The 13,506-nt window shown below is 65.0% G+C and carries 12 protein-coding genes; 10 read left to right on the top strand and 2 right to left on the bottom strand.

Annotated elements, in window-relative coordinates:
* Nucleotides 1-54: 54 nt before the first annotated feature.
* From B2246_RS26745 to B2246_RS26705, 9 genes are all read left to right on the top strand, one after another.
* Complete coding sequence (locus tag B2246_RS26745) at nt 55-1,077, top strand: ABC transporter substrate-binding protein (protein WP_035883746.1); 1,023 nt, start codon at nt 55-57, stop codon at nt 1,075-1,077.
* 23 nt (nt 1,078-1,100) lie between these two features.
* Nucleotides 1,101-1,919 (top strand): ABC transporter permease, encoded by an 819-nt coding sequence (locus B2246_RS26740; RefSeq protein WP_008641400.1) that lies wholly within the window; start codon nt 1,101-1,103, stop codon nt 1,917-1,919.
* Nucleotides 1,920-1,940: 21 nt separating this feature from the next.
* On the top strand, nt 1,941-2,816 hold the full coding sequence (locus tag B2246_RS26735) for an ABC transporter permease (protein WP_008641403.1): 876 nt from the start codon (nt 1,941-1,943) through the stop codon (nt 2,814-2,816).
* Nucleotides 2,809-3,867, top strand: a complete 1,059-nt coding sequence (locus tag B2246_RS26730) for an ABC transporter ATP-binding protein (protein WP_186425913.1) — start codon at nt 2,809-2,811, stop codon at nt 3,865-3,867. The genes B2246_RS26735 and B2246_RS26730 overlap by 8 nt, the downstream gene beginning before the upstream one ends.
* On the top strand, nt 3,864-4,736 hold the full coding sequence (locus B2246_RS26725) for a phosphodiesterase (protein WP_286881267.1): 873 nt from the start codon (nt 3,864-3,866) through the stop codon (nt 4,734-4,736). Before B2246_RS26730 ends, B2246_RS26725 begins: the two co-directional genes overlap by 4 nt.
* Nucleotides 4,737-4,880: 144 nt before the next feature.
* On the top strand, nt 4,881-5,645 hold the full coding sequence (locus tag B2246_RS26720; protein WP_008641414.1) for a hypothetical protein: 765 nt from the start codon (nt 4,881-4,883) through the stop codon (nt 5,643-5,645).
* A gap of 162 nt (nt 5,646-5,807) precedes the next feature.
* Nucleotides 5,808-6,854: a TRAP transporter substrate-binding protein gene (locus B2246_RS26715; protein WP_008641416.1), complete on the top strand. Its 1,047-nt coding sequence runs from the start codon at nt 5,808-5,810 to the stop codon at nt 6,852-6,854.
* A gap of 233 nt (nt 6,855-7,087) precedes the next feature.
* Nucleotides 7,088-8,791 carry an aspartate-alanine antiporter gene (aspT, locus tag B2246_RS26710; RefSeq protein ID WP_008641419.1) on the top strand — a complete coding sequence of 568 codons (1,704 nt, stop codon included), beginning with the start codon at nt 7,088-7,090 and terminating at the stop codon, nt 8,789-8,791.
* Nucleotides 8,792-8,873: 82 nt separating this feature from the next.
* Nucleotides 8,874-10,964: a BCCT family transporter gene (locus tag B2246_RS26705; protein ID WP_411860110.1), complete on the top strand. Its 2,091-nt coding sequence runs from the start codon at nt 8,874-8,876 to the stop codon at nt 10,962-10,964.
* A 40-nt stretch (nt 10,965-11,004) separates the two neighbouring features.
* On the opposite strand, the gene B2246_RS26700 is transcribed toward B2246_RS26705, so the two are convergent.
* Nucleotides 11,005-11,346 carry a zinc ribbon domain-containing protein YjdM gene (locus tag B2246_RS26700; protein WP_008641427.1) on the bottom strand — a complete coding sequence of 114 codons (342 nt, stop codon included), beginning with the start codon at nt 11,344-11,346 and terminating at the stop codon, nt 11,005-11,007.
* A 203-nt stretch (nt 11,347-11,549) separates the two neighbouring features.
* Between B2246_RS26700 and B2246_RS26695 the strand changes: the two genes are divergently transcribed.
* Nucleotides 11,550-12,443: a DMT family transporter gene (locus B2246_RS26695; RefSeq protein ID WP_286881269.1), complete on the top strand. Its 894-nt coding sequence runs from the start codon at nt 11,550-11,552 to the stop codon at nt 12,441-12,443.
* Nucleotides 12,444-12,487: 44 nt separating this feature from the next.
* On the opposite strand, the gene B2246_RS26690 is transcribed toward B2246_RS26695, so the two are convergent.
* Nucleotides 12,488-13,438 (bottom strand): LysR family transcriptional regulator, encoded by a 951-nt coding sequence (locus B2246_RS26690; RefSeq protein WP_035883763.1) that lies wholly within the window; start codon nt 13,436-13,438, stop codon nt 12,488-12,490.
* Nucleotides 13,439-13,506: the final 68 nt, after the last annotated feature.

The raw sequence follows: 13,506 nt of genomic DNA, 5'->3' as shown, positions 1-13,506 counted from the left end.
AACAAGCGCCATACGCACCACTTGCCGTCTCAACCTTCAACCAGGGAGCTTCACATGTCGACGCAATCCTTCTGGCGCCGTCCGCTGCGCTGGCTGGCCATCACCGCAACCGCCGCGGCCTTCAGCCAGGGCGTGGCCGCGCAAACCGCCATCTGCTACAACTGCCCGCCCGAATGGGCCGACTGGGCCGCGCAGATTCGCGCGATCAAGGAGAAGACCGGCATCACCGTGCCACTCGACAACAAGAACTCCGGCCAGTCGCTGGCGCAGCTGGTTGCCGAGCGCGCCAGCCCGGTGGCCGACGTCACCTACCTGGGCGTGACGTTCGGCATCCAGGCCAAGGCCGATGGTGTGACACAGGGGTACAAGCCGGCCAACTGGAACGACATTCCCGACGGCCTCAAGGACCCGCAGGGCAACTGGTTCGCGATCCACTCGGGCACGCTCGGTTTCATGGTCAACGTCGACGCACTGCGTGGCAAGCCCGTGCCGCAGTCGTGGGCTGACTTGCTCAAGCCCGAGTACAAGGGCCTGATCGGCTACCTCGACCCGGCCAGCGCCTTCGTCGGCTATGTGGGCGCCGTGGCGGTGAACCAGGCAATGGGTGGCACGCTGGACAACTTTGGCCCGGCCTTCAAGTACTTCCGCGAGCTGCAGAAGAACCAGCCGATCGTGCCCAAGCAGACCGCCTATGCGCGCGTGCTGTCCGGCGAGATTCCCATCCTGCTCGACTATGACTTCAACGCCTATCGCGCCAAGTACAAGGATCACGCCAACGTGGCGTTCGTGATTCCGAAGGAAGGCACGCTGGTGGTGCCCTACGTGATGAGCCTGGTCAACAACGCGCCCCATGCCGCCGAAGGCCGCAAGGTGCTTGATTTCGTGCTGTCCGACCAGGGCCAGGCGCTGTGGGCCAACGCCTACCTTCGTCCGGTGCGTAACGTGCCGATGCCGAAGGACGTGCAGTCGCGCTTCCTGCCCGCCGCCGAGTACGCTCGCGCCAAGCCGGTCGACTTCGGCAAGATGGCTCAGGTGCAGAAAGCCTTCAGCGAGCAGTACCTGAAGGAAGTCCGCTGATCCAGGCGCCGCCAGACTCCATCATGACCAGACGATCCCCCGCCCTCTTCCTGTTCGCGCTGCCCGCGCTCGTCGTGTTCCTGGCGTTCTTCTGCCTGCCGATGGCACGGCTGATCGAAGTCAGCCTGACCGGCAAGGACGGCGCGGGGGTCTACTGGACCGTGCTGACCAGCGGCCGCTACCTGCACAGCCTGATGGTGACCGTGCTGCTCTCGGCGCTGGTCACGCTGGCGACGCTGGTGATCGCCGGCATATCGGGCACGTTCCTGCAACGTCATCCGGTGCCGGGCAAACCGGTGCTGGTGGCAATGCTGACGTTTCCGCTGGCCTTCCCGGGCGTGGTGATCGGCTTCATGGTCATCATGCTTGGAGGCCGCAACGGCCTGCTGGCTTCGATTGGCGATGCGCTGACCGGCGAACGCTGGACCTTCGCTTATGGACTCGCCGGCCTGTTCGTTGGCTACCTGTATTTCTCGATTCCGCGCGTGATCCTGACGGTGATGGCCGCCGTCGACAAGCTCGACACCTCGCTGGAGGAAGCGGCACGATCGCTCGGCGCCAGCCGCTGGCACGTGGTGCGCGACGTGATGTTGCCCGCGCTGATGCCGGCCATGCTGTCGAGCGGCGCGATCTGCTTCGCCACCAGCATGGGCGCGTTCGGCACGGCCTTCACGCTGGCCACCCAACTCGACGTGCTGCCGCTGACGATCTACAACGAGTTCACCAACTACGCGAACTTCGGCATGGCCGCCGCCCTGTCGATCCTGCTTGGTGCTGTCACCTGGATGCTGCTGGCGCTGGCCCGCTGGTACTCCGGCGATGCGGTCGCCGCTACCGCCTGAGAGGTCTGCCGAGGATGCCCGATGATCTCTAAACCCCGCCGCGCCGCCTATTGGCTGCAACTGACACTCACACTCGCGGTCTGCGCGTTCATGACGGTGCCCGTGGTGCTGTCCGTGCTCGCCGGCCTGACCAACAACATCTTTGTCGGCCTATCGAGCGGCCTGACTACCCGCTGGCTGGTCGAAGTCTGGTCGCTCTACCGCAACACGATCTTTCTTTCGCTGGGTATCGCGCTGGCCTGTCTGGCCTGCACCCTTGTGATCGGCGTGCCGGCCGCGTACTACATGGCGCTGCGGCGCAACCGCGTGACCCGGCTGATCGAGGAACTGCTGATGCTGCCCGTCGCCGTGCCCGGGCTGGCCACCGCGCTGGGCTTGATCCTGCTGTACGGCGGCTGGCAGGCACTGCGGACGAGCTGGGTGTTTATCCTGATCGGACACGTGCTGTTCACGCTGCCGTTCATGGTCCGATCGGTGCTGGCGATTCTCTCCGCCATTGACATCCGCACGCTCGAGGATGCTGCCGCCAGTCTGGGCGCCACGCGCCTGCAGCGCTTCTTCACGGTGGTGCTGCCCAATTGCCGCCAGGGCATCCTGGCCGGCGCGCTGATGGTGGTGACGTTGTCGGTGGGCGAATTCAACCTGACATGGATGCTCCATACGCCCACCACGCAAACGCTTCCGGTTGGGCTGGCCGACAGCTACGCGTCCATGCGACTGGAGATCGGCTCGGCGTACACCATCGTCTTCTTCGTGATGATTATTCCGCTTCTGGTGTTCATGCAGGCGCTGAGCGCGCTGGGCGCGCGTGCCCGCCGCCACGCGCCCCAACCTGAAACCACCGCCGACCTGCCGGTGACTGCCGTACCCCAATCCGCCGAGACCCGCCATGCATGAGCCCACCGCCATCCGCCTGCGCCACTGCGCCAAGACCTTTGCCGATGGGACGACCGCCCTGCAGCCGCTCGACCTCGATATCGGCGCGGGGGAAACCGTGGTACTGCTCGGTCCGTCTGGTTGCGGCAAGACCACCACGCTGCGCATCATCGCCGGCCTGGAGCAACCCGATGCCGGGGGCGAAGTCTGGTTCGGGGACACCGCCGTCACCCACCAGCCAATCGAACAGCGCGGCGTCGGCATGGTGTTCCAGAACTATGCGCTGTTCCCGAACATGACCGTGGCCGAGAACATCGCATATGGCCTGCGGGTACGTCGCACTGATTCGGCCACGCGCAAGCGCCGCGTCAATGACATGCTGGCGATGATGCACCTGGAGCCATTCGCTGACCGGCGCGTCGACCAGCTCTCCGGCGGCCAGCGCCAGCGCGTGGCGCTGGCACGCGCCATCGCCGTACAGCCCCGCGTGCTGCTGCTGGATGAGCCGCTGACCGCGCTCGACGCCAAGCTGCGTGACGCGCTGCGTGCCGACATCAACCAGCTTTTACGCAGCCTGCACATCACGGCCGTCTATGTGACACACGACCAGGCCGAAGCCATGGCGCTGGGTGACCGCATCATCGTGATGGACAAGGGCCGCATTGCGCAGGCCGGCACGCCGCAGGAGATCTACCGCTCGCCCGCGAATGCCTTTGTGGCCGACTTCATCGGCACGATGAACCATCTGCCCGCCGTGGCCGAAGCCAGACGCTGGCGCGTGCCGGGCGGTACGGTGCCGATGGCCCCCTCGAACGACGCCCCGGTCTCAACACTGGCGCGCCTGATGTTCCGCCCCGAGGACGTGGCGCTGGTTCAGGCCGATCAAGCCCATGTGGAAGGCACCGTTGTCACCGCTCTCTTTCTTGGCAACCACACCCGCCTGCTGGTGGACGTGGGGACCGGCCAGCCGATGGTTGTCGAAACCGCCCGCCGCGATGCATGGCGGGCCGGTGAACGTGTCGGCCTGCGGATCGACACGGATCATCTGATCACGCTTCACGAGGCGGCATGACCCGCACGACCTGGACAGACAGCATGAACGCCGCTCCCTATCTGGTCGCGCAACTGACCGATCTCCATATCAAGGCGGGCGGCAAGCTGTCGTACCGCCGAGTCGATACCGCCGGCGCGTTGCGCACCGCCATCGACACCCTGCTGGCCGCGCCGCAGCAGCCCGACATCGTCATCGTCACCGGCGATCTGGTCGATTTCGGCAGCGAATCGGAGTACCGCTTCCTGCGCGATCTCCTGCAGCCCCTGCCGATGCCGGTCAGGCTGCTGCCCGGCAATCACGATCATCGTCCGTCGCTGCGTGCCGTGTTCGCCGATCACGATTACCTGTTCGCGCATGGTGATGGCGACGCCCCGGTTCACTACGCCATCGACGCCGGACCGCTGCGGCTGGTCGGTTTCGATTGCACCGTACCGGGCAAACCGGGGGGCCGGGCCGAAGATGCCGGGCTGGCCTGGCTCGATGCCACACTGGCGGCGGCACCGAAGCAACCGACGCTGGTGATGCTGCATCACCCGCCGTTCCACACCGGCATTGGCCATATGGACGACCAGGGGCTGGAGAACGCGCCGGCGTTCGAGGCGGTCATCGCGCGGCACCCGCAAGTGGAGCGCGTGGTCTGCGGCCATCTGCACCGGCATATCACGCGCCGCTTCGGCGGCACCATCGCCATGACCGCGCCAGGGCCCGCGCATCAGGTTGCCCTCGATCTCGACCCTCAGGCCGCGTCGCGCTTCCGCATGGAGCCGCCGGGGTACCTGTTGCATTGGTGGCATCCCGTGCACGGGATGGTGACGCACCTTGCCGCGAGTGGCGACTATGGCGCGCTGCATCCGTTCTTCGACGCGAACGGGAAACTGATTGATTGATGGGGTGGCCGGCCGGAATGCCGCGTTCGGTACGCCACATTCAAACGCATGAAAGAGAAACAAGAGCCGCGCCAAAACGCCCGGATCGTGCCAAAGTAGGACTCCCGCAACCGCGCGACGTCGATGCGACGAGCAGAGATTCCCATGAACCCGCTCATCAATCATCCAGCCGTCCTTTTCGTTGTCATGCTGGTGGTCATGTCGTCGGCCACCGCACTTGGCGCGCTGGTGCTGCGCCGGATCCGGCCACTCCCTGCCGAAGTCAAGGACGACTTCGGCATCGTCCAGGGCGCCACGCTGACCCTGCTGGCCCTGCTGATTGGATTCACGCTGTCGATGGCCGTGGGACGGTACGATCAGCGTAAGAACCTCGAGGAAGAAGAAGCGAATGCGATCGGCACCGAATATCTGCGGGCGGACCTGATCGAGGGGCCGGAAGCCGAACAGGTCAAGGCGCTTCTGGTCCGATACCTGGACCAGCGCATTCTCTACTACCGCACGCGCGACAGCGCTCAAATGCAGGAAATCGAAGCGGCCACCTCGCAGATCGAGGACGAGATGTGGAAGCTGATGCGCTCGGCGGCACGCGCGAAACCCACGCCGATCACGGGCCTGGTGGTGTCCGGTATGAACGACGTTATCAACAGCCAGGGCTACTCCGAGGCCGCGTGGATCAATCGGATTCCGGTCTCGGCCTGGGGCCTGATGATCGTCATCGCCTTTTTCAGCAGCATGATGCAGGGCTACGGCGCCCGATCTGAGAACGCCAAGATCATCCTGATGCTGGTGCTTCCGTTTACGGTGTCGCTGTCGCTGGCGCTGATCTCGGATATCGACAGCCCGCGCGGCGGCCTGATCCGTGTGTTGCCGCAGAATCTGCTCAGTCTTCAGGCTTCGCTGAAGCGATAGGCCGCGCTTGCCCAGTCGGCGCGCCCGGTACGGGATGGGGGGGGGACGGGGAGACGACGCGGCATCCCGCCATGGCGATGCCTATAATGCACTGGCAGCCGGCGTCGCCCGCAGAGGCGAAGCCCGGCTTGCCGACATCGCCCACCCATCCTTCGCCCCGCCATGCATCCTCTTCGCCATCGTCTATCCCTGGCCACGCTGACGCTTGCCATTGCCACTGGCTACACAGCCTCCGCCCTGCTCCCACTCGTCGCACCCATCGCGCACGCGCAGCCCGCGCCCGTCGTCTGGCAGATGGCGACCGAGTACCCGGCCACATCGATGCCCGGCGAAGGACTGACCACGTTTGCCCAGGAAGTCACCACCCGCACGCAAGGCACATTGGCGCCGCAGCCAACCTTCGACGCCAGCGCGGGCATCAAGTCCGCCCAGATGCCGGCCGCCATCCGCAACGGCAAACTGCAGGCCGGCGATGCTTTCGGCGGCGCGCTGGGCGAGGTCGATCCGATTTTCCTGCTGTCATCGCTGCCATTCGTGGCGACGTCGGTGGACAAGGCCCATCGCCTCGCCGATCTGGCCCGCGCGGACTACGCGCAGGCATTCGAGAAGCAGGGCCAGCACCTGCTCTACATCACCCCGTGGCCGCCAACGGGCCTATGGACACGCAAGCCCGTGGGCACGCTGGACGACCTGCGCTCGCTGTCCGTGCGCGCCTATGACGAGACGTCCGCCGACGTCATGCGCGCCGCGGGGGCAAAGGCGCAGAACCTGTCGTTCGCCGATGCCATGCCGCGTCTGAAGGATGGCTCGGTCAATGCCGTGCTTTCGTCGGGCGATGGCGGCGCGGGCCGCAAGCTCTGGGACTACCTGCCCCACTTCACGGCCATCGGCTACGCCATGCCGTTGTCGTTCACGACCGTCAACGCAGCCGCCTGGCAATCCCTGACATCCGCCCAGCGAGACGCCGTGACCGCCGCCGCCAAAGCGACCGAAGACAAGCAATGGTCGCGGCTGAATACCCGCCTGACCGAGAACACCGCCCGAATGCGCACCAACGGTGTGACCATCGACGACAATCCAGCGCCCGCCGTGCAACAGGCCCTGCAAGCCGCCGGGCTGAGCGCCGTCGGCGTCTGGCAGACACGCGTCGGCGAGCGCGGAGCCGCCTTGCTGAAGACCTATTTCAGCGCGGAGGCTGGGCTCCGCTGAGCATTGCGGCGTGGGTGGGCGACCGAATGATTGCCCTTTAGGGCAGCGGGATTACCCTTTGTGCCAATGGCGCCCAACCTCCGGGTTGCCGATACTCGCGTTGATATGCTGTCGAGACTGGGAGAGTCCGGCCTTGCCAGGGGGCGCCAGCCACGGCCCCGGCCGCGAGTCAGGCTCTTCCGGTATCCGCAGGCGTTTGCGCACGACCCTCGTGTCTACAGGATCTCCCGCCCATGCAATGCTCGATCGGATTCTTCAACCAGATGCCCACGGCGGTGCTGTTCATCACCGTCGGCCTTGGCTACGCCATCGGCAAGCTTCGCGTCGGCCCGATCGTGCTCGGCGGTGTCTGTGGCACGCTGATCGTGGCGCTGCTTGTCGGGCAGACCGGGTGCCAGATGCACGGCGAGCTGAAGGACGTTGCCTTCGCGCTCTTCATTTTCGCGATGGGATATTCGGGCGGGCCGCAGTTCTTCGCGAACCTGAACCGCTCCAGCCTGCGGTTCATGGTTCTGCCGCTCATTGAAGCGTTCGTGGTACTGGCAATCGTGCTGGTGGCCGTGCGAATGCTGGATCTGGACCCTGGCACGGCGGCGGGCCTCGCAGCCGGCGCGGCGACGGAATCCGCAGTGGTCGGCACGGCTGCGGAGGCGCTCAAGCATCTGAACCTGGTCCCGACAGAACTGGCCCGGATGCAATCGAACATCGCCACGGCCTATACGCTGACCTACCTCGTCGGCCTGATCAGCATCGTGTTCTTCACCAGCCAGGTGGCCCCCTTCCTGCTTCGCTTCAACCTGCGCGAGGCATCGAGCGAACTGGCCAAGGAACTGCAGGCCGCCTCCGACGATGACGTCGCCACGCAGCCGGTGCTGCCCCGCCTGGTGGGACGTGCTCACCGCGTGGAACATGCGGCCGGTTTGACCGTGCGCCAACTGGAAACCGCGCTTGGCGGGCGGACACTGGTGATGGGGCTGGTGCGCGACGGCAAGCTCATGGAGTCGGTGCCTGATCTGACCATAGAACGGGACGACATCGTGGCGCTGATCGGCGTGCGCGACAAACTCGTCTCGGCTCGCGAGGTGATTGGCCAGGAGGTGTCGTTGCCGCTGAGCCAGTCCGACGTGCTGCGGCTCGAAGAGCACCAGGTGATCGTCAACAATCCCGCTGTCAATGGCCGCTCACTGGCCGAACTCGGCCGGGAAGCCGCCCAGCAACATCTCCGCTACGTCTGGGTCCAGCAGATCGTTCGATCCGGCATGAGCCTGCCGATCACGCCCGCCACACGCCTGCAGCATGGCGACCGGGTAAGCCTGGTGGGCGTGGAGCCGACACTGACCTCAGCGGCCCGCAACCTGGGCAGGGATCTACGCACCACCGATACCACCGAACTCGTCTTCCTGTGCGCGGGCATCCTGATTGGCCTCTTGATCGGCAGCGTCACCCTGAAGGCAGCCGGCATCCCGATCTCGCTCGGCAGCGGCGGCGGCGCGCTGCTCAGCGGTCTTGTCTTCGGCTGGATCAATTTCAAACGGCCCGGCGTGGGCGACATGCCAAGCGCCGCGGTCCAGTTGCTGAAAGACCTGGGACTGGCGATGTTCGTGGCCTGTGTCGGCTTGTCTGCCGGACCTGATGCCGTCACGCTGATTCGCGAGCATGGCGCCGTGCTGCCGCTCGTCGGCCTGGCCGTGTCGCTGACGCCGGCTTGCATGTCACTCTGGATCGGCCACAAGTTCCTGAAAATCCAGGGGCCACTGCTGGTCGGCGCCATCGCGGGGCAGCACGTCAGCACGCCGGCGATCAGTGCCGTGCTGGCCGCCAGCCAGAGTTCGGTGCCGCTGCTCGGCTACACGGTGACGTATGCCATCGCCAACGTGATGCTGCCGGTGCTTGGGCCCATTATCGTGGCCCTCGCATATCGCGTTGGCGGCATGTGATCGATAACGGGCGTGTTGCTGCCCTCAGGTGGATGTCATGACACCACGCCCAAACGATGGCGCCGCGCCTGACCAGTCCTCGATGGCGCAAGCGCAAGTTCCTGACCCCAAGGCGTCCCCATCGGACACACCGGATCCCGAGCCAGCGGCCCAATCCTCGTCCGGCTGGCTTCGCACCACGCTCAGCAAACAGGTCGTGGTGCCATCCCTCTTGATCATCGGTGGTCTGCTTGTGCTTTGCGGCGTGTATCCGAAGATCGCCGACCAGGCATTCTCCGTCGCCCAAGCCTGGGTCACACTGCGTTTCGGGTGGTTCTATACCCTGGCCGTCACCAGCTTCCTCCTTTTCCTGCTGTTGCTTGCAGCCAGCCGTTTCGGCGACATCCGCCTCGGGCCGGACAATGCCGAGCCCGAGTTCAGTTTCCTGTCCTGGACCGCCATGCTGTTCGCGGCAGGCATGGGCATCGGCTTGATGTACTTCGGCGTTGGCGAGCCGATGCAACACTATCTGAAACCACCCACGGTCGAGGGCGGAACCCCGCTCGCGGCACGCGAGGCGATGCTCATGACCTTCTTTCACTGGGGGTTTCATGCATGGGCTGTCTATGGCGTGATGGGACTGGTGCTGGCCTACTTCGGATTCCGCTACAACCTGCCCCTGACCATGCGGTCCGGCCTGTACCCCGTGTTGCGGCATCGCATCGAGGGGCCAGCCGGCCACGCGGTGGATGCCTTCGCGCTGGTCGGCACGATCGCGGGCATCGCAACGACGCTCGGCTACGGCGTGCTGCAACTGAGCGCCGGCCTGCATCAGGTAGCGGGCTGGGAAACGGAATCCGCCGGCTTCCGGATCGGCCTGGTCGCAGTGGTGATTACCCTGGCCGGCATTTCGGCAGCATCGGGCCTGGACAAAGGCGTTCGCCGGCTGAGTGAACTGAACCTGATGCTGGCCATCCTGCTACTGCTCTTTATCCTCGTGGAGGGGCCGACCAGCTTTCTGTTCGATGCGCTGACCGACAACATCGGCAACTATCTGTCGAACATCGTCGGCCTGTCGTTCCGCACCTATGCCTATGTACCCCCGCAGGAGTCCGGCTGGTATGGCGGCTGGACGATTCTCTACTGGGCGTGGTGGATCTCGTGGTCCCCGTTCGTCGGCATGTTCATCGCGCGGATATCTCGCGGACGCACCATTCGTCAGTTCGTGCTTGGCGTGCTGCTTGTGCCGACGGCGTTCAACCTGCTGTGGATGACGGTCTTTGGCAACACGGCGATCTGGATCGACACCCATCAGGCCATGGGTGCGCTAGCCCAGACAGCCGGCAACGTCGACGCGCTGCTGTTCCGCTTCTTCGAGTTCTTTCCGCTTGCCAAGGGTCTGGCCGCGCTGGCCATCGTGCTGATCGCGGTGTTCTTCGTCACCTCCGCGGACTCGGGCGCCTTTGTGATCGACACCATCGCGTCGCGAGGCGCGCCCAACTCGCCCGTCTGGCAACGGCTGTTCTGGGCGCTCGTGCTGGGCATCACGGCTGCTGTCCTGATGGTGGCCGGCGGGCTCAAGGCATTGCAGGCGATGACGCTGGTGGCCGCCCTGCCGGTCGCCATCATCATGATGGCGCTCTGCTACGGGCTCTGGCTCGGCCTGCTTGCCGACCGCGCGCACTATTCACAGGAGCTTGCGCCAGCCACGACGTTCTGGAGCGGCCAGCACTGGCGCCGCCGGTTGACGCAAATCGTCCATCAATCCACCGAGACCGACGTGCGCCGCTTCCTTGCCGGCCCGGTGCAGGCCGCCATGCGGGAAGTCAGCAAGGAGCTGGAACGCCGCGGTATTGCATCAAGCGTGCAGCACAACGAAGCCGATGGCGCCGTCTGGCTGTCCATTCCGCTCGAGGGCGTGCGCGACTTCCTCTACGGCGCCCGGCCTGTCCGCCGCGCCCTGCCCGCATTCCTGGTGCGCGAAGCGGCGGAACCCGAGAATCGCCGCGCTCATGTCTTCGAGCCAATCACGTTCTTCGAGGATGGCCGCGAGGGCTACGACATACAGTATCTGCGCGACGAGGAAATCATTGCCGACATCCTGCGGCACTACGAGCGGCACCTGTCGCTCAGCGCGGACCAGAGAACGCATCTATTGAGCAAGGCGCCGGGGCATCATTCCGGAGGCGGATAGGTGGGATCAGCCGCTGCCCCGGAACGGAATCAGTAGGCCGTCACACCTTCCGGACGAACTCCGATTTCAGGCTCATGGCGCCAAATCCGTCGATCTTGCAATCGATATCGTGATCGCCGTCGACCAGGCGGATGTTCTTCACCTTGGTACCCATCTTGATCGTGCCGGCGGATCCCTTCAGCTTGAGATCCTTGATAACGGTGACGGTATCCCCGTCCTGCAGCACGTTGCCCGCCGAATCACGATGAACCCGGACTTCCGCCTCGGCCGGCGCGGACGCCTGCGCCGACCATTCATGCGCGCATTCCGGGCAGATAAAGAGGCCACCATCCTCGTAGGTGTACTCGGAATGACAGTTCGGGCAGGCGGGCAATGCGCTCATGGGGAGTCCTGAATGGCGTGACAAAGGCGGGAAGTATACTGCGCCGCCCGGCCTCCTCCCAGCCAGCGCTCTCCGAACGGGAGTACCCATGATGGCTACCGTCCGATGCAACACGGATCACCGTATCGGACGTATATTGCCGGCACCCGCAACGTCTCTGTCCCATTCTCTCGCAGGGCCCGTCAGCCGCGCTCTCACACAAGATGAAGACCACCCGCATCGACGCGACCACTTTGTTCCTGCTGACATTCCCGCCACTGGCCTGGGCCGGAAATGCCATCGTCGGACGCCTCGCCGCGGGCACCGTGCCACCGATCACGCTGAATCTTGTGCGCTGGATCATCGCGGCATTGCTGCTGGCCCCCTACGCGTGGCGGGACGTCATGACGCATCGCGCCGCGCTGCGACAGCATCTCGCCATGCTCGCCACCATGGGCCTGCTGTCGATCGCCAGCTATAACGCGTTCCAGTATCTGGCGCTCACCACCTCCACGCCGATCAACGTCACCCTGATCGGCGCATCCACCCCGCTCTTCCTGCTGCTGATCGGCGCCTGCTTTTTCCATGAGCGGTTCCGCCCGTGGCAGGTGGCCGGCGCCCTGCTCTGCCTGCTGGGCGTATCGTTCGTGCTGATGCGCGGCGAGCCCGAGCGGCTGGCCCATCTCGAATTCGTGCCCGGCGACCTGTACATGCTCGCCGCGACAATCACCTGGAGTTTCTACACCTGGCTACTGCGCAAGCACCGCCCCGACCTGCCGCTGCCGGTACTTCTGTTTGCGCAGATCGTGGCAGGCATCATCGCCAGCATTCCCGTCGCCGCGTGGGAACTCGGCCAGCTGACGGAGCCCCTGCAGTGGAGCGGCAAGGTCGCGTGGATCCTGCTGTATGTGGGCACCGTGCCGTCGCTACTGGCGTATTTCGTCTGGGATCGCGCCATCTCGCGCGCTGGGGCGCAATTGCCGGTTTTCTTCATTACCCTCACGCCACTGTTCGCGGCCGTGCTTTCCACCGTTCTGCTGGGCGAGTCGCCGCATTGGTATCACGGGATGGGGCTTGTTTGTATCGGGGCGGGGATCTGGTTGGCGCAGCGGCGGTAGGGGATTGGGAGCGCCACCACTGGTCGGTCATTCCCGCATGTCGCCTACGCCGACACTAACCGCGGATTGCCGCTCCGCCGCCAACTCTCCGCCTGCCGCTCCAGATGCACGCGGATGAAATCCATCAGCGTGCGGGTCGCCAGCGTCGGATAGCGATTCGATGCCGTCAGCATGTAAACGCTATCCCCCACGCCTTCGGCCTCGCATTCGGCGAGCACCTCGCGGACCTGCCCTGTCTGGAGTTGCCGCCAGACGGCATAGCGCGGCAGCAGTGCCACGCCAAGGCCTCCAATCATCGATTCCAGCAGAAACGGATAGTCGCCAGACTGGATACGTGGTGACACGCGCAAGGTCGTCGGGGTGCCTGCCATCCACACCTTGAGCGTGAAGCGCCGGCCCAGCGATGCGGGCGCGATCATGTCGCAACTCTCCAGATCAGCCACGCTCAGGATCGGGCCACGGCTGTCCAGGAAAGACGGCGTCGCGCACAGGCACCAGCCAACGTCGCAGATGCGTCGCGCCACGTGATCATCTGGCGGTTGGGACGTGATTTTCAGCGCCATGTCGACCTCCGCGGAAATCAAGTCGCCGATGTTGTCGTTGATGACCACGCGCAGCGAAATCTGCGGATAGATGCGGGCGAATTCCAGCAGCAGCGGCGTCAGGTAGAGATGGCCGAGCCCCGTCGGCAGGCGGATGCGCACGTCGCCACGCACCACCGTGCCGAGGCTGTCGATCGCGGTCTTGGCCGATTGCAGTTCATCGAGCATCCGCAGTGCGTGGGCGTAGAGCAGTTGCCCGGCCTCCGTCAGTTCGACGTGCCGGGTTGTCCTCCGCATCAACTGAGCGCCAAGGTGCTGTTCGAGCACCTTCAGACGGCGGGACACATTGGAGCGGGTCATGCCACTGCGCTCGGCGGCCGCCGTCAACGTGCGCGATTCCACCATCGTCACGAACAGCCGTACTAGGTTGAGGTCCAAGCTATTGTCAATCATGAGTCAACACCACTGGCACAAAACGATGGATTGTCACGGCGGAGGCGTAACCCTAGCATAGGCATCGC

This window comes from Cupriavidus sp. UBA2010 (assembly GCF_002335265.1).
GTDB lineage: Bacteria > Pseudomonadota > Gammaproteobacteria > Burkholderiales > Burkholderiaceae > Cupriavidus > Cupriavidus metallidurans.
The sequence above is the reverse complement of the archived record's forward strand: the minus strand, read 5'-3'. Positions and strand labels throughout refer to the sequence as shown.